The organism is Shewanella sp. c952 (genome assembly GCF_019654975.1).
Taxonomy (GTDB): Bacteria; Pseudomonadota; Gammaproteobacteria; order Enterobacterales; family Shewanellaceae; genus Shewanella.
Genome location: NZ_BPEW01000037.1, coordinates 20998 through 41075, shown reverse-complemented (window position 1 = coordinate 41075; position 20078 = coordinate 20998). Strand labels below are relative to the sequence as shown.

The window sequence follows — 20078 nt, the reverse complement described above, 5'->3', positions numbered from 1 at the left end:
AGGATTACCCATTAATCCTAATATTTTAAACCATAAGAATTAGCCTTAGTCATATTGGTGCAAATAATGCGCTATTTAAAATAATACGGGGTTGAACATGAAAAAAACTACTCGCAGTGTATTGTGCTTAGCAGTACTAGCGGCTTTAGCTGGCTGTTCGGATGATGAAACAATTATTAATACCGATAGCGGCTATGCACCTGTTGTTACGCAGGGAAAAACACTAACCAATACACCAGACATCATCGTAAAGAGTCAAAATGAAGTCGACGAAGTCACCATTACTATTGGGGCAACGTCAGATCTTCACGGCCGAATTTTTGGCTATGACTATGCGCTAGATGCAGTAGATTCAGATGCAGGTTTAACACGTATTTCCACTTTGCTTGAAACAGCAAAAGCGGACAATCCAAACATGATCTTGATTGATATCGGTGATACCGTTCAAGGCAACTCAGCACAACTTTTCAACGACGATCCTACTCACCCTGTCGTTGCAACCTTAAATTCACTTGATTATGATCTTTGGGTTCCAGGTAACCATGAGTTTAACTTCGAGCGAAGCTTCATCGATCGTAACCTAAACCATTTCAATGGTGCTGTTGTATCAAACAACATCAAATGGGAAGAGAACGATGCCAACTACATCCGTGCCTTCCAAGTTTTCGAAGTTGATGGTGCCAAAGTCGCAATCGTGGGTGTGAGCCCATCAAACGTACCTAACTGGGAAGCCTCTGCGCCAGGCCACTTTGCAGGTCTTAAGTTTGATGAAGAACTTGCCTCAACGCGTGCTGCAGTAGATGAGTTGATCGAGAAATTCAGTCCTGATGTCATCATCGGCGCTTTCCATATCGGACGTAGTTCAGAAGGCGGCGCTGGCGTGCATAAGATTGCTGCAGAAATGGCCGATAAGTTTGATGTGATTTTAGCAGGACATGAGCACGCTACTTATATTGAAAGTATCCAAAAAGCTGCAGAGGGTGCAGAGATAGCTTCTACAGATATCTCAATTGAAGGTGCTGATACCACTGAAGATAAAACCTTGTCTGGCACTTATGATGAAAGCAATCGTGCTCAGAGCGTTAAAATCATTGAACCTGGCAAGTGGGGCTGGGCGCTAGCTAAGGCCGATATTAAGCTTAAGAAGAACGATGGTAAGTGGGAAATGGTCGATACCACTCTTAGCAATATCACCTCAAAGAATATCGAAGAAAGCCAAATTACCACTTCACAGTTCCAGTATGTTCATGACATCTCCAAAGCGGACGCTCAATTAGTTCTAGGCCTTGTCGGTGGCGACTTTACACCGGGCACTGGTGCTGACGAAGCGGTACATGAAGATTACGACCATGAATCAGGCCGTCTGTATTCAACCATTCATACCGCTAAAGTAATGGATACTGCGTTAATGGATTTCATTAACCAAATCCAGCTAGAGAAATCTGGAGCAGTTGTCTCTGCCGCGTCTTTGTTCTCAGACAGCTCTAATCTCATTGACGGTCAAGAGTACGCTAAGAAAGATTCAACTAACCTGTATAAGTATGACAATACCCTTATCGGTATCAACATGACAGGCGCCAATCTTAAGCGTTATATGGAGTGGTCTTACACTTACTTTAATACCTATAAAGACGGTGACATTACCGTATCGTTCCGCAAAGGTGCTAAAGCGTACATGTACGATCAGTTCGATGGCAAAATTGACTTCGTGGTTGACTTGACTGGTGATTCATTCGCAATGGATGACAACTATACCGTCACTAATGAAGGTAATCGCATCGAGATCATCGAAATTGATGGTAAGCCATTCGATGCAACGGCTACCTACAAGGTTGCGCTAAACAGCTACCGCTGGGGTTCAAACATTAAGAAGTTTGGCTGGGCAAGCGGTGAAGATGTTTTCTATGATTCAGTGAATGAACCTGTTTACGCTATCCGCGATATGTTGACTGAGTACGTGGCAGACAACAAAGGCGTAAATGCCAGTGATTTCACTAACCCGAACTGGGAAATTAAGCAGTACCAAGATAACGGTGCTATTACCCTACTTCGCACCGATAATGGTTCAGGTCAGGCTCTATGGAATAGACTGATTAACAAAGAAATTTGTGTCAACATTGATCCAGACAACCCTAAATACCCAGGTATTTTGGATGCGATTAATGTCAATGACGTAAACTCATACACAGTCAATCCAACCCAAGATTATGCCGGTTGTATTACTGAGTAAATCGCAGTAAAAAAGGCCTGTTCGCAGGCCTCTTCTGTTTAAGTTAATGGCGAATTCCTACCGACAAATTCGCCGTTAATTTAACAATATTAGTGGCAACGAGTGACTGATACCCTATGCTAAAAAACTATCGATTCACCCTATTTATTGCTTTGGTTTCAACACTTATCTTTTATGTTTCTCCAAGCTTAAGCGACAGTTTAAAACCAAAGACACCGCTACAACAGCAGTTCGTAGAGGCTAGTGTAGTCTCAGTTATCTCTAATAATCTTGCTCCAGATCCCCGTGTCCCCTCTATATTAACGGGCTTACAGGTTATCACCGCAGAGATCTTACAAGGCGATGAAACTGGAAAAATCGTCGAGGTTCAGAATCCTCTCAGCCGACAGCATAATGTGCTCGTTGCTGAAGGAGACACCTTTATCATGATGATTAGAGAGACACCAAACGGCGCGGTGTATTGGGCCTATAACCACAAACGCTCCACCGCGATCTACTGGATGTGCTTTGCCTTTCTATTATTACTGCTGTCATTTGGCAAGAAAGAGGGGTTGAATTCAGTTATCTCACTCTATTTTACCGCCGCGCTGATTGTCGGCGTGTTAATCCCTGCAATTTTTGCAGGCTGGAATCCAGTTGTCATTACCATCATCCTGATGGGACTGAAAATCGTCGTCAATTTCATATTAGTCTCCGGCTATAATCGCAAAAGTTTTTGCGCCATGGGTGGCACCTTACTCGGGGTCATTGCGGCCGGTATTATGGCGCAGGTGTTTGGTGAGTTTGCCAACCTTTCTGGCATCTACTTAGATAAAGGCGAGGATGTGATCTACCTTGCTACCCAGCCTATTCAGATCCGCTGGTTAATGTTTGTTGCCATCATGATTTCAGCATTGGGCGCAGTCATGGATGTCGCGATCTCTATTGCATCTGCCTATAACGAGTTAAAGATCACCGACCCAAAACTCAGCCCCAAACAGCTGATGAAAGCCAGTATGAATATCGGACGAGATATTATGGGCACCATGACTAACACGCTCATTCTTGCCTTTGCCGGCAGCTCTTTAACCACCATTATGATGGTTTGGGGTTTAGATATGCCGCTTACGCAGTTTATCAATACTCCCGTTATCGCCTTAAGCATTATTCATGCGCTAGCTGGCAGTGTGGGTATCGTGCTAACCATTCCTCTAACGGCTTGGTTAGCAAGGTATATGCTCAACGATACGATCGATACAAGCGAAATAAACCGTCCATTAGCAACACCAGCACCAGAAAACCAGAAAACCAGAAAACCAGAAAACCAGAAAACCAGAAAACCAGAAAACCAGAAAACCAGAAAACCAGTCTACAGCAACGTTAACTGCAGAGACCCAGTGTTGAGCTAAATGGAATCGCAAAACTGGCCTCATGTAGCAAAGACATATTGCGATATGGGGTCAGGCTAACAGCTGACTTTTCTCATTAATCGTCAAGTAGATCTGTCACAGCATCAGCCAACCAGCTTAGTGCCGGCCCTTTGGCTTTTTGCTTAGCAATCACGCGATCAATGGGCACACGCCATGGTTTATGATCAAAGCTAAGTTGCAAGCGTACCATCTCACCTTGACGCTCATATTGCTCTGCCATGTAAGCCGGAATATATCCCCAGCCTAACCCTTGTTTAACCAAGGCGTTGATTGCATTAAAACTGCTGCCCCACCAGATATGTGAAGAGACGTTTGGGCTGTGTGCTAACGCTTGTCCATCAAGGCTACGGATCAACAGCTGGCGGTGGGGGATTAGATCAGCAACCGACACCATCTTAAGCTCAGCCAAAGGATGCCCGGGACTGACCACACCATTAAATGGCATGTTTCCAACATAACAAACATCGACTTTCTGCGGAAACTCACTGCTGGCAAACATTAAGCCCAAATCAACTTTTCCACCATCAACCAAGCTTAATACATCTGGAGTGGCTACTGCATACAGCTCAAGATTGGTACCCGGAAAATGCTCTGCAAAAGAATCTAATATACGTGCCATCATCGGTAGCAACGCATCATCGATTGCTAGCTTAATCTCGGTTTCATGGGAAAGATTAAGCGCATTAGTCACAGAGTCTAACTCGTAGGTTTGCCGTAGAATGGCCTGTGCAAAAGGCAGCAACCTTTCACCATGTGCCGTTAAAGAGGGCTTACGACTAGTGCGGTCAAACAAATTAGTGTTGAGCTCTATCTCAAGGTTTGCGATTCCCTGACTCACTGCTGATTGCACCTTGCCGAGCCGTCTAGCACACGCCGAAAATGAACCCGATTCAGCAGTTTCAACAAACATTCTTAACTGTTCCAAGTTATACATATCACTTTTCCTGATAGTAACTAACTAGATTCTTTCTCCAATATTGATGATTATACCCGTACTACCTCAAAGTGCATGTTTCAGAGCAACCTGAGCGAAACTAATTCAAGGCGCAAAGTCGCAGTAATGGTCGCTCCCTTTTTAGGCTTTGCAACGTCGAAGTGGGTTTGCTCAGGCGCTCCCATTGGGTGGGTTTAACAGTGATTTAGTCTGCGTGACTGACCTTGGCAATAGACTAGCTATTGCACCGCGGCCAAAGCCTTGTCTAAATCACTGTTAATTCCCACTGAAATCAAGCGTCTTGAGGTAGAACGGGTATATCCGCCTAAGAACTACTGAACAAGCTAAAGTGAGACTGATTATGAATGTTAAAGAGCGTATTTTACACAGCGTACTATTTGAAGCGATTGCCTTGGTTTTCGTTATCACTGCGGCGATAGTCTTTACCGATACAGAAGCAAAATCAGCAACCGGCTTGGCTGTCGGCTTGTCGTTAATTGCCATGGTATGGAACTACATCTATAACTTAGGCTTTGACCGCATCTTTGGTCAAAACCGCATCAAGCGTTCTATAAAGATGCGCTTAGGCCATGGACTAGGGTTTGAACTTGGCATGATTGTCGCCACACTCCCCTTGATGATGTGGGTGCTACAACTGGATTTCTGGACCGTATTCATTATGGATTTAGGCGTGGTTATCTTCTTTCTGGTGTACGCGATTATCTATAACTGGGCTTATGATGTGATTCGTGAGCGCTTCTTTTCAAGCCGCGTAGCGAACAGTAATACCATTGCCCAACCAATCAATTAGACCTCGAGAATAAGGACTCAGCTAAAAGGCTGAGTCCTGCAATGCCCTACCAAGTCTCAGCATTAAAGCGTGCAGTTCTAGCTTCACTTAGGGTGCAATCGGTGAGATGCATAAGTTCAGCAAGCGTGATATTAGTGTTCTCACTAATTAAGCGAGCCAGCTTGGCAGGTAAAGGTTCTAATTTATCAGCGTGGTTTAGCAGTGCGGTTTCAAGCTTTTTAATTAAATAGTGCCACTCGCTACTGGTTTGAGATTTTAACTGTTCATTAAATGATTGAATGCTCATCGCCTCCCCCGTTATCGCCCAGTTACGAGAGCGACGCACACGCTTTAGCTCACAACTATGTAGCCGAGCAAGTGCTTTAGCCCGGTTAGCTGAGTCTCTACCTATTCGATGAATAAGCGCAGGAAGTGAGATGGTGACATTTTCATTCATCGCTCTATTCTATACCCGGCGTCCAATGAAATGATATAAGTGAGCAAGCATACAAAAAACATAGCTGGAGTTGACATGGGTAGAGTGAACACTCTACCCTAGGTAGAATACTTGCTCTACCTTAAAGGTGTACACCATGCCAGATCAACAGATCGCTGCCAATCTTGAAGCTGCTTTCGCCCAACACGGCTTTGCGCAACCCAGCGTAGCTATTTTGCAAAAAGCCAGCGGAGTGAGTCTGCGCACCCTATACAAATATTATCCTTCGAAAGAGCAGATGATTATTGCTGCGTTGGAGCACCGCCAACAACGCTACCTTGCATTCTTAACCCAAGGAGCACCAACACCAGGATTGGATGCTGTTATCCACGCCTTTAAACAGCTGCAACAATGGATGAAAATATCGGCACCTAACGGCTGTATGTCGATGCAAGCTATTGCCGCATTTCCAGAGAACCAGCAAATCAGTCACGTTGTGAATAGTCACAAACAAGCTGTGCAACAGTTTTTAGCAAAGCAAAGCCAACGTCCAGATTGCGCCGCGGCGCTGTTTTTAGTGCATGAGGGAATAGCGAGCGCTTGGCCACTAATGGGTGAAGCGACGATTAATAGCGCCCTCAAACTCACTCAAACTCTTTTGGAGCAAAAATAATGCAGATAACAGCGTCCAGTTCAATTCCGAGCACCATGCAGGCGATGACGTTAGTGGGTCATGGCGATGTCGATATGTTAAAGCTTACGTTAGATACCCCGGTGCCAACACCACTAGACTACCAAGTATTAATCAAGGTCTCTGCCGCAGGTGTGAACAATACCGATATCAATACCCGTACCGCTTGGTATTCAAAAAGCACAGCAGACAGCAAAGATGCCAGTTGGTCAGGACAAGCCCTCACATTTCCACGCATTCAAGGCGCCGATGTCTGCGGTGAAATCGTTGCGGTAGGCAAACATGTTAATCCACAACGTATCGGCCAACGTGTATTAATTGAGCCTTGTATTACTCACGCCAATGGCAAGCAATTAGCCTCGCCTTGGTACTTTGGCTCTGAGTGCGATGGTGGCTTTGCGCAGTACACTACCGTGGACGCAGTGCATGCATACGCAATCAACTCCGCTCTTTCAGATATCGAACTGGCTTCCTTTCCTTGCTCATACTCTACAGCAGAGAATATGCTGACTAAGGCTAATGTTTCACAGCAAGAACGAGTGCTTATTACTGGCGCGTCCGGTGGTGTTGGTTCTGCGGCGGTGCAGCTTGCAAAAGCGCGCGGTGCATTTGTCATTGCTATCACTAGCAGGGAAAAACGAGAACAGCTATTGAGCATTGGCGCAGATCAAGTCATTGATCGCAGCGATAATCTGCTGACAGTGTTGGCCAGCAACAGTGTTGACGTGGTTATTGACCTCGTTGCAGGTAAACAATGGCCACAACTACTAGAGCTACTTCGCCCGGGCGGACGCTACGCCGTTGCAGGTGCCATTGGCGGAGCTATGGTGAACTTAGATGTAAGAACTCTATATCTTAAAGATCTTAGTTTATTGGGTTGTACTGTGTTGCAAGCGGGGGTGTTTCAAGCACTGATTAAGCATATCGAACAGAGCAACATAAAACCGTTAGTTGCAGAGGTTTATGCTTTAAAAGAGATCCCTGCTGCACAAGCTTCATTTAGCCAAAAACAGCATGTAGGCAAAATTGTCATCGACATCAAGTAATAGTCGTAGTGCTTACTTTTGTCGTGGCCATGGTTACGTTACAGTCATGGCAAGTCGCATAGCAGTAGGAGCTCGCTCCTACTGCTTTTATACCAATTGCATTAAGTATTTGACCAGTTCAGAGCCCCTCAGTCTTTTCAATTCAAAGCGCATTGGTAAAGAAATGGTTATTCCCTTTTAAGCCAATGCAAAGCAGAAGTGGAAAGACTGAGGGGCTCACGTAGTGCGGGTTTCAAAACACTTTATGCTTCGCTATGAGATTTGGATATAGAATAACTATTAGCTCAAATCCCACTACTTGCCTACAGCGCTTTGAATTCCCGCTGAATGGTCAAACTTTTAATGCAATTGGTATTATACCAATCCTAGTCAGTGTAAGCGTTTAAACACTCAACAATCAGATCAACAAAACCCTCTCTATCTAAATCGCAAAGTACCTGAGTATTGTGTGGATGTTGCGTCAACTGATAGCGATCAACAACTGTCATCCCTTGGGTATGTTCGCCTTTGGTTTCCACACCAACCCAGCAATCGTAAGTGCTAAACAGCTCAGGTTTAAGTAAGAAAGCGATGGTACAAGGATCATGCAAAGGCGCCCCTTCAAAGCCCCATTTCGGATCGCGATGATAGATCATGAAAAAGTCCAACAGCTCAGCAACGCACTTGGCTACATGGTTAGGAATCTTTCTTATACGCTCAATATCCTCATCCATAATTTGCGCTTGATGAGTCACATCCAAACCACACATGGTGATTGGGATCCCCGCTTTAAACACCATATCAGCAGCCTCTGGATCGACAAAGATGTTGAATTCAGCAGCGGGTGTCCAGTTTCCAGCACCAGCAGCGCCGCCCATCAACACAATGCGTTCAACTTTGCTATGCAGCTCTGGGTAGGTCGATAAAAACAGTGCGATATTGGTAAGCGGCCCCGATGGCACCAACGTCACAGGCTCAGTACTTGCGCGCACTTGCTGTGCTATTAACTCGATACCTGAACATGCTAATGGCTCAAAGTTAGGATCGGGTAGCTCAGGACCATCTAGCCCGCTCTCACCATGCACGTTATCAGCAATAATCAGTTCACGAGCTAACGGCTTAATGGCACCACCAGCAACTGGAATGTCTTTGCGGCCTAACATAGTCAGCACTCGCAGCGCATTGTTTAAGGTTTTATCGGGAGTTTGGTTACCTGCACTGGTGGTCACCGCTAGCGGGTTCAACTGCTTACAGCTCAGAGCAAGAATAAGAGAAATTGCATCATCATGACCTGGGTCGCAATCAAGAATGATCGGTCTTGGGGAATGAACGGCATTAGACATGGGTAAACTCCATCACGGTTACTATTACTAGGACTAGTGCTCAACATCCTAGAGTCTAGCGAGTATAAAAACTGTGAGCTATTAAGGGGTTTTATACCAATTGCATTAAGTATTTGACCCGTTCAGAGCCCCTCAGCCTTTTCAATTCAAAGCGCATTGGTAAAGAAATGGTTATTCCCTTTTAAGCCAATGCAAAGCAGAAGTGGAAAGACTGAGGGGCTCACGTAGTGCGGCCGAGGTAAAAAATTGGCAAAACGCTGTATGCTTCGCTATGGGTATTTGGATATACGACTAAATGGATTTAGGAGGTAGAGCGAAGCAGGATGCCAGAGCCGAGAATAACTATTAGCTCAAATTCCACTACTTGCCTACAGCGTTTTGAATTCCCGCTGAATGGTCAAACTTTTAATGCAATTGGTATTAATTGAATAGCGACCCAAACGGTTCGTTTCAAATCAAGCATATCAATCACAAGAAACAGAGAAGTTACTGCTATTTGGTGATTCAATAATAAAGAATAACTAAGCTTTTAGCTGGCGTAATACCACGCTAAAAGCTTAGTTAATTTACTGAGGATTAAGCGGGGATCTGTTCTTTAATAAAATCAACAAAGAAGGATTTTAGCGCCTGCTTGTTTTCTTCATCTAAAGATTGTCCATCTTTGTCAGAAACTAAGAACACATTATCCACTTGCTCACCCACTGTGGTGATTTTTGCTGAATGGATATTAAGTTCAAAGCGTCTAAACCCGCTGCAGAAATGACTCATAAACTGGGGGTTATCTAGCGCAGTCACACTGATCAGCGTTCTGTCTTTTTTACGAGAATGCAAAAACTCCACTTTAGGTTCACTGGCAAAAGAGCCCAGATTACTGTTCTGGCGCTTCTTCGACAGCTTTCTGTTTTCAAACAGTACCTGCTTCAATTTCTGCTTAATACGTTCACGCCGTCCTGCGGTTCGGATCGGGTGATGGTCGTAGTCGAGGATCTTTAATGACTCCACCACATAACCATCTTTTGTTTTGGAGATATGAGCTTGCTGCACTGAGATCTGTAGCGAGGCTAAGGTATTAAATAACGTCACAAACAACCCAGGCTTATCCTTCATATACACAAACAGATCACTACTGCCTTTCGTGGTGTTCTCATCAAGCAGGATAAGTGCTCTATCGGCTGGATATTTTGTCATCGCCTGCGAGTAACGCGCGATTTCACTAGGCTGGGCATTACTGAAAAACGACAACGGGAGTCGCTTCCAAAGCTGCTTAATCGCCTCCGGCGTTTCGCTGACTCCCATCAATTCTAACGCTTCGTTTTTATGCTCACGAACGATGGTTCGCTGCTCTAGCACATTCTCTAAACCGTTTCGCAGGGCATAACTTATCGACAGATAGAGATCTCTAAGCAAGGTGGCTTTCCAGTTAGTCCACAAATCGTCATTAGTTGCCTTAATATCGGCAACCGTTAAACAATACAGTGCATCGAGTCTAGCTTTAGTACCTATCGCTTTAGCGAGGTTTTTCACTTCTGACGGGTCATAAATATCGAGTCGCTGCGAAGAGAGCGACAGCAATAGATGGTTTTCAACTAACCAAGCTATCACCTTAGCTTGCGAAGGTTTTAGTTCATGAAACTTAGCAAACTGCAGCGCATCGACCGCGCCTAATTCACTGTGATCGCCGCCGCGCCCTTTAGCTAAGTCGTGGAATAATGCCGCTAACAGCAGCACCTCTTTATTCTCTATCGACTTGTATACTGCCGCCGGCTGTACAAGCGATGGGTTCTCTGGTTTACCACTTAACGCATATAAGTTTTTCAGCAGTTTATGGGTATGCTCATCGACCGGGTAGACATGATAAAGGTCAAACTGCATCTGACCACAGATCTCACGCCACTGCGGCAAGTAGGAGGCCAAAATGCCGTGTTTATGCATCAATGACAGCGCAAGTCCCATCCCTTGTGGATGCCTAAACAGCGCGAGGAACTCTTTGCGGCAACGATGAAAATCTTGCAAGTCGCCCAACAAGCGACGACGGACCTGACGGATCAGTCGAATAGTTTGCGGCGAAATACCATCAATATCATTGGCATTCTCAGCAATATGAATAAACAGCGCGATAAGCTGCTTACGGTCAACAAATACATCTTCATGACGCGCGTTTATCATGCGGCCATTAATCTCAAAATGTTGGTTTATCGGGGTGGATTTTTTATCGATCTGTACCAGTATTTCATCTTTAAAATACTGCAGCAGCATTTGATTAAGCTCACTAATACGCCTCATTGCTCGGTAAAGCTGGCGCATCATCTTTTCAATGGCAAGGTGACTATTATCACCAAAGCCCATCAAGCTTGCCACATCACTTTGAAGCGCTATGAGCAGACGGTTTTCAGAGCGCTGCGCCGCTGCATGCAGTGCCCAACGAACTCGCCAAATAAAGTGCTGCGACTCTAAAAGTTCAGCGTGCTCGTCAGCAGTAAAGAAGCCAAATCGTCTAAGGGCCGCCATATCTTGCGCGGCAAAGTATTTGCGGGTAACCCAAATAAGGGTCTGAATATCACGCATACCACCGGGGCTATTTTTAAGGTTAGGCTCTAAGCTAAAGGCGCTGCCTTGGGCCTTTTGATGACGTTCATCTTGCTCACTGAACTTAGCTTTAAAAAAGGCTTCACTGCTCCAAAGATCATCACCATATAATCGTCCTAAAACCTGCTTGGCATGGGAGTCGGGGCCACTTAGGTGGCGGATTTCAAACAATGAGGTGGCAACGGTAATATCGTCCTTACAAGCCTTATCTGTCTCACTCAATGCTAAAACACTGTGGCCGAGCTCTAAACCTATGTCCCACAACTGCGTGAAAAACTGGCCAATATGTTCCTCTTGCTCTGCTGTAAGCTTTTCATCAAACAATACGCAAATATCGATATCGGAATGCAGATGTAGTGTTTGACGGCCATAACCACCAACAGCATTTAGGGAGATATTTTCATTATGGAGATCGGCGCAAGCCCAGAGGTGTTGCAAAAGGGAGTCAAAAAAATCAGCGCGCAGCTTTACAATTTCGTCGATAGCAACGTGAGTAAAGTTTTTATTGAAGTAGTTGTCGGCATCTTGGATTACTTTCTTATAATCAGTAATCGCCATTTTTGCATTGAATTGAGGTGATATATCAGAGTCTGACATGTTTCTCCTGTAGCTACTGCACTGAGTATAATCGCTCACGTTATACTCATTAAACCATTATGCAATGCCCTTAAAATGAACAAACAGGGTAGATGATCCCAACTTAAATTACAAACCATCAACAAATGGCTAGCGGCTGCTTAAACACCAATTAGCGCCATGCTAAAGATCTTTTACAAGCGCAGCAGGCTACAAAAGTAAGCCGGGTTTATTGAAGGTTAAGCTGTAATGTCAGCGAAGAGTTGCTCCGCAAGCTGTTGCAGCGTCTCTGCCTCTGGGTGTGTATGGGCAAAGGTTCTTAAGCCATAAATACCCATCACCAAATAACGTGCTAGATGCTGACTATCACGCTCGGTACTAAGCTCACCGTTAGCTTGCGCCTTAGCAATCACATCAGCGATACCTTGCTGCCAATTAGCTAAATTCTCAGTAATGATTATTTGCACATCTTCATCTTGTTGCGCCATCTCATTAAGCGCTTTCGTCAGTAAACAGGCTCTCGCAGCTTCGCAGCTGATGCACTCCTGTACGATGTTATCCAAATAGGCTTTTAGCTCGACAAGTACGGCTTGATTGCTTGCAAAGAACTGCTGGAATTCGGCGCTTCTATCGGTTTTGTATTGCTCTAATGCTGCGATCAGCAGGCCACGTTTATTATCAAATGCGCAGTAGATAGAGCCTGGGTGTAGACCTGTGGCTTTGGTCAAATCTTGCATACTGGTCTTGCCATAACCTTTGTCCATAAAAGCGGTCATGGCAGATCTCAATACTTTTTCTCTATCAAATTCGGCATTGCGCATGCGGCCTGAGCCTCCAAAGGTTAACTTAACTAAACGCGATAATCTGAGTGTACTTAATTTTGAATGTTTGTTCAAAATAATACTTGAATGATTATTCAAATAAGAATATCTTGAATGTTCATTCAAGAAACGGAGATCACCATGACTGACAATCTATTTCAACCATTTGCACTCAACGACACCATTACCTTAAACAATCGCATTCTTATGGCGCCGTTAACTCGTTGTATGGCAGATGATGAATTAGTACCGACTCAGGCCATGGCTGATTACTACGCCCGCCGTGCAGAAGCTGGGCTTATTATCTCTGAAGCGGTGATTATTCGCCCCGACGGACAGGGCTACCCCAATACTCCCGGCTTATTTACCCCGGCACAAATAGATGGCTGGCGCACAGTTACCGATGCCGTGCATCAAGCAGGCGGCAAAATATTTGCCCAGCTGTGGCATACAGGTCGAGTCGCTCACCCATACTTTTTCGAAAAGTCAGGCACCACTGACGTATTGGCTCCATCGGCAGTAGGTCTTGAAGGTAACCTGTCGAGAATGCGCGAGCTAAGCTACCAAGTGCCAAAAGCGGTTAGTCATGACGACATGACTAAGCTCATTGCCGATTACGCCCAAGCGGCAGCTAATGCTATTGATGCTGGTTTTGACGGCGTTGAGATCCATGGTGCAAATGGTTACCTCATCGATCAGTTTTTACATCACGACAGTAATCGTCGCAGCGATGAATATGGTCAAAGCCCAGAAAATATGGCGCGCTTCCCATTGGCTGTGGTCGATGCAATCTGCGCCCGTATTGGCAGTGACAGAACCGCTCTTCGAGTATCACCGGGGGCCTACTTTAATATGGCTAGCGACGATAGAGATCGCGCCGTATTTGACTATTTCTTAACAGAGCTAGAGCAGCGTGATTTAGCTTTCTTACATATCGGTATTTTCGACGACGCGATGCAGTTTGACTATCTAGGCGGCAGCGCATCAAGTTACGTGCGTGGTGTTTACAGTAAAACCTTGGTGGGAGTTGGCAGTTATAGCGCCGAAACGGGCAGCGCGGCAATTAGTAACAACCAATTTGACCTGCTTGCTATTGGTAGACCATTTATCGCTAACCCAGATTATGTAGCCAGAGTAAGGCAAGGCAACGAACTAGTGTCATATTCAGATGAGATGCTAACCAGCTTGGTATAAAAGTTTTACGTAAAAATCATCAACCTGTGTCTTTAGGTACTTTTGAGACAGAAGAGGTTAACCCTATGGTTAACCTCTTTTTTTATCTCTTATACCAACTGCAAGTTAACAGTGCAAAACTTAACTGCGCTCGGCAATCGCCTTTGCCATGGCGGCATCAGCAATCAGCTCTAGCTTGGCCAAGTCGATATCTTTATGGGCTTCACAAATAAACCAAGGCTCACGTGAATCTGGCTCTAGCATAATACCGCTCTCAATCAGCTTCATCGCAAACTCAGTATATAGCTCGCTATCCGTTTGCTTCCAATCACGGTAGTTTTGCGGCACTTGGCTGCCAAAATGGATACCAAACATCGCATCAGGGCCTGCAAACTTATGCTCGATGCCGTGCTTACTAAATACGCGTGACAATACTTGCTGAATATCTGCCCCCGCTTTATTGATGCTGGCATAGGCATCGCTTTCATTCAAAATAGTCAGAGTGGCTTTGGCTGCACTAAGAGCAATCATGTTAGCAGTATAAGTACCGCCATGAGTGACCCCCTTTTTGTTAAAGCTAATCACGTCCATCACATCGGCTCGACCGCCAAAAGCGGCAACTGGGTAACCATTGCCCATTGCTTTAGCATAGGTAGTTAAATCTGCATGGATACCATAAAGCTCTTGAGCACCACCTTTTGCGACGCGAAAACCTGTCTTAACTTCATCCATAATCAACAAGCTGCCGTTAGCATCACAGATGTCACGTAACTTCTGCATGTACTCTTGGCTTGAAGCGATACTGCCACAGTTACCCAAAATCGGCTCTATGACGATAGCTGCAATGTCTTCACCCACGCGGGCAAACACTTCATCAATAGCAGCAAAATCATTTAGCGGTACCGTCTCTAAATGCTCACGGCTCGCCTCTGGAATTCCGCCACCAAAAGAGGCAATCTTAGGTGCAGCTTCGGTGGTGTTATCCCAGTTATCTACATCTGATTTCCACATCATCTCGTCGTATAGGCCATGAAAGCCACCTTCTACAACAACAATTTTGTTACGACCAGTAAAACCACGTGCGGTGCGCACGGCGCCAATAACAGCTTCGGTGCCCGAGTTTGCAAAACGCATCTTGTCTATATTTGGGCACATCAGCTTAATCAACTCGACCACTTGTGAGTCTAAATCGGTTGAGAAACCAGAAATAGTGCCACGTTCAGTTATCGCCGCAACAACCTCTTGATCGACACGGCTATCACGGTAACCCAAAATGATTGGACCATAAGCGAGACGAAAATCAATAAACTGCTGATCATCAGCGTCTGTAATGGTGCAGCCCAAGCTACTTTTCACAAATACAGTGTTGTCTTCGCCCCAGTAGCGGTAGCTATCAGCAACCCCTAAAGGCATGTTGTTATGGGCTTGCTTTAGCAGTGCACTGGTTGCAGGTTTATTAATTTTGCTCATCTTGTCAGTCTTAATATGAAATCATCTGGCGCGTATGATACAGATCACATTAACACTTGACTAGATTAGGCATCCACATTAGCTAGGGGCTGTTGATCTTTCGAGCTTAGTTTTTGTTCGAACGCCATGCTTTTAGGGCAAGGCTTGAGCGATGATGCTTAGCTAGCTAAGTGAAAAGCTCAACATCCCCTTGTATCGCTTATTAATAAAATATGAAATAAGTGATTAATATTATTATAGTTAGTCATACATATTAATACTAATCTCTGTATCTCCATTTATAGTAATAACAGCTTCTTCAAAGGTGGCTTTGCCTTTCTTCCAATCTCCGCTAAAACCATATGGCTCTTTAGGGATCCCAAAAAAACCAGTGTCTAGCTCAGTATTTTGATTTAAATCTTGAAACAGAGATATAGCAAAATCCCCCGTAGGTAACCCATCAACCGTAATCGTCATCAATGAAGTATCAGCTGCAACGGTTGCGCTATAAGCAAACTCGCCATTAGGAAACTGTTTTTCATCATCAAAGATAGCAACACGTATATCACCAGTATCGGGGACAACATTCTCAAGTTGAATTGTTAAGCTATGGGCTGCAACCATCTGACTCATTAAAGAAAGAGCCACAGCGAAAGATAATTTTTTAAACATGTCGAACTCCAATTAGCCCAATTTGGGAATGAATAAACCAGTTTGCTGCTTCCATTGAGCAAAACCAGCATGACGCGCCATAGACTTGTCTTTATTAATCATATTTCTAACAAAGAAGGTCCACCAATAGGCAAGCGCAACGAATGGCAGCCAATGTTGAGCGAGCAGTGCAAATCCAAGATAAATTAGCATTTCACCCAAATAATTAGGGTTACGGCTACGCTTAAACAAACCATTAGTAATTAGCCCTTTCTTAATCTGCAGTACCGCATGTTTATGTGCGTCACTAACAAAATGAAAGAACACACCAACCACAACCAGCGCAATAGCAACAACCATCAAAGAAACGGGAGCAGACTGTGCATTACTAATAATCAAATAGGGTGCAAACCAATACATACCTAACATGCCGAACACGAATATACAGCCAGCAACAGGGTGAATGGGCTTCTCGAAACGCTTATCTCTAAAGCAGTACTCTTTAATCATCCACAAGCCACAATAAGCGCCATGCAGTGAAAGGTACAACCAAGCGGTTACGCCATAAAAATCAAAATGAAGCATCATCGCCAATATGACAAAAGGCGTCATGATCTTGTGGGCATTGATAAAATGCCTAACTTGGGTTGTCATTATTTCTGTCCTGACTGAATTAAATAGGGGCTAAACCGGTTACGAGCAGAAATAGATGACTCGAACGAGAACTAGCGACTTAGTGTGTATCTGTCGCTATTATCTACGCAGCAACCAAATATCTTTAATCAGTAAGTATTCGTATTGTAAATACATCAACAGAGCAGATTTAAGTTATCGGTTTAATTTGTACAGCAGAACCTTTGAAGCTTTGGATTAAGAGCGCCCCAATAAATAATGAATTAGGTCGCTCCATTTATACTCACTTTATGTTGATAACGTCCCCCTAAGAGCCAACTCCCGAGTATTTAACCCCAGATAGTTCAGCCATCGTCTTGTGCCAGGTGGCGAGATCATCACGATTAAATTTTGCCAATGAGTCGTGACCACAAGCTCTGGCCATCACCGACATTAGCTCAGTGGAGGCGTGGAAAAAGTTCTGCAACTGAGTTGCTGACTTTTCAACATTTAACCGCTGGCGCAGATCTTGTCTCTGAGTGGCAATGCCAGCAGGGCAATTATTGGTATTGCACATACGCGCAGCGACGCAGCCAATTGATTGCATAGCACTGTTTGACACCGCAACGCCGTCAGCGCCAAGCGCAAGCGCTTTAACAAAGTCGATGGGGACTCGCAGCCCGCCTGTAATAATCAAGGTGACTCTGTCACTCGCTCCTTGTTGGTCGAGGTACTTTCGCGCTCGTGCCAAGGCAGGGATCGTCGGTACACTTATATGATCTCTAAACATCTCCGGCGCGGCGCCGGTGCCACCACCGCGGCCATCTAGAATAATGTAATCCGCGCTGGCATCGAGTGCGAACTGAATATCGGCTTCAATATGGTTAGCACTGAGTTTAAATCCAATCGGGATCCCGCCGGTTACATCACGGACACGGTCAGCAAAACGTTTAAAGTCAGCCACCGATACTAGCTCTTTAAAAGTTGGCGGTGATACAGCGTCAGTACCTGCCTCTATACCTCGCACCTTAGAGATCTTACCAACATTTTTATTGCCAGGTAGATGACCTCCGGTGCCCGTTTTAGCCCCTTGCCCACCTTTAAAATGAAATGCCTGCACATTCCTCAGTTTAGCTTCATCATAGCCAAACTCCGCGCTCGCCAGTTCATAAAAATAACGTGAATTTGCCGCTTGTTCTTCAGGCAACATGCCACCTTCGCCGGAGCAAATTCCAGTGCCAGCAAGCTCCGCCCCCTTGGCTAATGCGATTTTTGCCTCTTCAGACAAAGCACCAAAACTCATGTCTGATACGAACAGTGGAATACTCAATTTGAGCGGCTTTCTGGCTTTGGGACCGATCACCAACTCTGTTGTAACCGCAACATCTTCCATCAATGGTTTACGGGCCATCTGTGCAGCCATTATCTGTAACTCATCCCAATGGGGGAGTTGATAACGAGGCACGCCCATCGATGTCATCGGCCCATGATGCCCCATTTTAGACAGGCCATCTCGCGCCAGTTGATGGATAAATTCAACCGTTGGCTCCTCCTTGGTAGCTGTCGCTACGGGGATAGCGCCGGCTTGGACCTGCACACCCGGTCCCTCTTGTCCTATTTGATCTTGACTAAACTTCTGGTGAGTACCGTCACAATAAGGGCTATTAGCCGTATGCTTACACTGGCACAAATAGGCATCCCCGCTTTGCTCAGCGGTAAACGCTTTTGGGGTAAACTCTGTTCCAGCATGGGAGCCATCGCAAAAAGGCTGGCTTTTAGAGCGACCACACGTACAAAAGTAATACTCATCTCCCTTGTTAAGACTGACTTTTTTAGGTGCTATTGCTGCCACAATTGGGTTTGCCATTGCTATTCCTTTATGATTTTATTCGACTTGCGTTCCAATAAAATAAGCATAGGCAAAATTATGTATTTGGCGCATAAAAAAGGCTTGCTAGCGTTATGCTACCAAGCCTTATGATTTCAGCTAACGGTTAAGCGTCAGATAACGAGTCAAATAGTTGATTAAACTTATCTAAACCTTCATAAATCAACTCATCAGATATGGTTAACGCGGGCAGGAAGCGGATGACATTACCGTAAAAACCACAAGCCAACAGAATAAGCCCATACTTGGCCGCATTGGCGATAATAGCTTGAGTCAGCGCTGTATTAGGCTGTTCGCTGTCGCCCTGGTTGACGAGCTCTATAGCGATCATCGCGCCTTGATTTCTAACTTCTGCAATCACCTTCGGATAACGAGATTGCAACAGTGAAAGCTGCTCATTAAAGATTTGGCCTATCTGGTCTGCACGTTTTACTAGCCCCTGTTCTTTAATCACTTCAAGCACGGCAAGGGCTGCAACGCAGCCTACTGGCGAGCCACCATAAGTACCGCCAAGGCCACCGGGCAGCGGCGCATCCATGATGTCACTTTTACCCACCACTGCTGCGATAGGAAATCCACCAGCGATCCCTTTAGCCATAGTGATGAGATCAGGCTCTACTACGGCATGTTCGAAACTAAACATCTTGCCTGTGCGGCCAAAGCCAGTTTGGATCTCATCGGCAATCAGCACAATACCGTGCCTATCACACAGTGCTCGTAGCGCTTGCAAGAACTCTGCAGGTGCAGCGTAAAAACCGCCTTCTCCCTGCACGGGTTCGACAATAATGGCTGCAACATCCATGGGTGCTATATCCACTTTAAACAGGTTCTCGAGTGCTTTCAGCGATGCTTTCACTGATACATCGTGTAGCTCAGTTGGAAAGGGGGCGTGATAGATGTCACCGGGGAAAGGGCCAAATAAGTGTTTATAAGGGCTAATTTTTCCCGTCAACGCCATTGTCAGATTGGTTCGGCCATGAAAACCGCCGTTAAAGGCAATCACCCCACGACGCCCAGTATGAGCCCGTGCGATCTTGACGCAGTTCTCCACCGCCTCGGCGCCCGTAGTAACGAAAATAGCTTTTTTGTCACTATCGCCAGGCGCCAGTTCGGTCAATTTTTCCGCCAGCTCAACCGCTGATTCATAAGGGTTCACCATCACGCAAGTGTGGCTAAACTTATCAAGCTGATCTTTAACTGCAGCCACCACTTTTGGGTGACTATGACCGGTATTACATACGGCGATCCCCGTACCAAAATCGATATAACGATTGCCATCAACATCCCAAAGCTCGGCGTTATCGGCTCTATCAACATATACCGGATACACATTGCCTTGACCGCGAGCGATCACCTTAACCTTTCTCTCTTGCAAGCTGATGTTTGTCATTACAAAATTCCTATTGATACTGACCGGTAATTAACTTTCTAACGCGAACATAAACAGATACTTAACTTCCATGT

The 20078-nt window shown here is 45.2% G+C and carries 16 protein-coding genes; 6 read left to right on the top strand and 10 right to left on the bottom strand.

Annotated features, from left to right (window positions below; genetic code table 11):
- Positions 1–97: 97 nt before the first annotated feature.
- Positions 98–2230: a bifunctional UDP-sugar hydrolase/5'-nucleotidase gene (locus K5R16_RS18680; protein WP_220739444.1), complete on the top strand. Its 2133-nt coding sequence runs from the start codon at positions 98–100 to the stop codon at positions 2228–2230.
- A 116-nt stretch (positions 2231–2346) separates the two neighbouring features.
- A complete protein-coding gene (locus tag K5R16_RS18675; RefSeq protein ID WP_259649929.1) occupies positions 2347–3618 on the top strand; it encodes a YibE/F family protein in 1272 nt (423 codons plus the stop codon).
- Between the two features lie 76 nt (positions 3619–3694).
- Here K5R16_RS18675 and K5R16_RS18670 read toward each other — a convergent pair whose 3' ends face one another.
- A complete protein-coding gene (locus K5R16_RS18670; protein WP_220739442.1) occupies positions 3695–4573 on the bottom strand; it encodes a LysR family transcriptional regulator in 879 nt (292 codons plus the stop codon).
- A gap of 361 nt (positions 4574–4934) precedes the next feature.
- Here K5R16_RS18670 and K5R16_RS18665 point away from each other — a divergent pair, with 361 nt between their 5' ends.
- A complete protein-coding gene (locus K5R16_RS18665; protein WP_220739440.1) occupies positions 4935–5384 on the top strand; it encodes a PACE efflux transporter in 450 nt (149 codons plus the stop codon).
- A gap of 46 nt (positions 5385–5430) precedes the next feature.
- Here the strand turns inward: K5R16_RS18665 and K5R16_RS18660 are convergent, their stop codons facing one another.
- Complete coding sequence (locus K5R16_RS18660; RefSeq protein WP_220739438.1) at positions 5431–5820, bottom strand: ribosome recycling factor family protein; 390 nt, start codon at positions 5818–5820, stop codon at positions 5431–5433.
- 136 nt (positions 5821–5956) lie between these two features.
- On the opposite strand from K5R16_RS18660, the gene K5R16_RS18655 reads away from it, so the two are divergent.
- Positions 5957–6472, top strand: a complete 516-nt coding sequence (locus K5R16_RS18655; protein WP_220739437.1) for a TetR/AcrR family transcriptional regulator — start codon at positions 5957–5959, stop codon at positions 6470–6472.
- On the top strand, positions 6472–7536 hold the full coding sequence (locus K5R16_RS18650) for an alcohol dehydrogenase family protein (RefSeq protein ID WP_220739435.1): 1065 nt from the start codon (positions 6472–6474) through the stop codon (positions 7534–7536). Before K5R16_RS18655 ends, K5R16_RS18650 begins: the two co-directional genes overlap by 1 nt.
- 365 nt (positions 7537–7901) lie before the next feature.
- Here K5R16_RS18650 and rihA read toward each other — a convergent pair whose 3' ends face one another.
- From rihA to K5R16_RS18635, 3 genes are all read right to left on the bottom strand, one after another.
- Positions 7902–8858, bottom strand: a complete 957-nt coding sequence (rihA, locus tag K5R16_RS18645; protein ID WP_220739433.1) for a pyrimidine-specific ribonucleoside hydrolase RihA — start codon at positions 8856–8858, stop codon at positions 7902–7904.
- A gap of 576 nt (positions 8859–9434) precedes the next feature.
- Positions 9435–12041, bottom strand: coding sequence for a [protein-PII] uridylyltransferase (gene glnD / locus K5R16_RS18640; protein WP_220739431.1), 2607 nt, complete (start codon positions 12039–12041; stop codon positions 9435–9437).
- Positions 12042–12259: 218 nt separating this feature from the next.
- The gene (locus tag K5R16_RS18635; RefSeq protein WP_220739429.1) at positions 12260–12841 is read right to left on the bottom strand and encodes a TetR/AcrR family transcriptional regulator; all 582 of its coding nucleotides are present in this window, start codon (positions 12839–12841) and stop codon (positions 12260–12262) included.
- Positions 12842–12982: 141 nt separating this feature from the next.
- Between K5R16_RS18635 and K5R16_RS18630 the strand changes: the two genes are divergently transcribed.
- Positions 12983–14035, top strand: a complete 1053-nt coding sequence (locus K5R16_RS18630; protein WP_220739427.1) for an alkene reductase — start codon at positions 12983–12985, stop codon at positions 14033–14035.
- Positions 14036–14155: 120 nt separating this feature from the next.
- On the opposite strand, the gene K5R16_RS18625 is transcribed toward K5R16_RS18630, so the two are convergent.
- The 5 genes from K5R16_RS18625 to gabT form a co-directional block, all read right to left on the bottom strand.
- On the bottom strand, positions 14156–15484 hold the full coding sequence (locus K5R16_RS18625; RefSeq protein WP_220739425.1) for an aspartate aminotransferase family protein: 1329 nt from the start codon (positions 15482–15484) through the stop codon (positions 14156–14158).
- Positions 15485–15724: 240 nt separating this feature from the next.
- Positions 15725–16135, bottom strand: a complete 411-nt coding sequence (locus K5R16_RS18620; RefSeq protein WP_220739423.1) for a DUF2141 domain-containing protein — start codon at positions 16133–16135, stop codon at positions 15725–15727.
- Positions 16136–16147: 12 nt separating this feature from the next.
- Positions 16148–16768 carry a DUF1295 domain-containing protein gene (locus K5R16_RS18615; RefSeq protein WP_220739421.1) on the bottom strand — a complete coding sequence of 207 codons (621 nt, stop codon included), beginning with the start codon at positions 16766–16768 and terminating at the stop codon, positions 16148–16150.
- A gap of 286 nt (positions 16769–17054) precedes the next feature.
- Positions 17055–18593, bottom strand: a complete 1539-nt coding sequence (locus tag K5R16_RS18610) for a glutamate synthase-related protein (protein ID WP_220739419.1) — start codon at positions 18591–18593, stop codon at positions 17055–17057.
- Between the two features lie 127 nt (positions 18594–18720).
- On the bottom strand, positions 18721–20004 hold the full coding sequence (gabT, locus tag K5R16_RS18605; protein ID WP_220739417.1) for a 4-aminobutyrate--2-oxoglutarate transaminase: 1284 nt from the start codon (positions 20002–20004) through the stop codon (positions 18721–18723).
- Between the last annotated feature and the right edge of the window lie 74 nt (positions 20005–20078).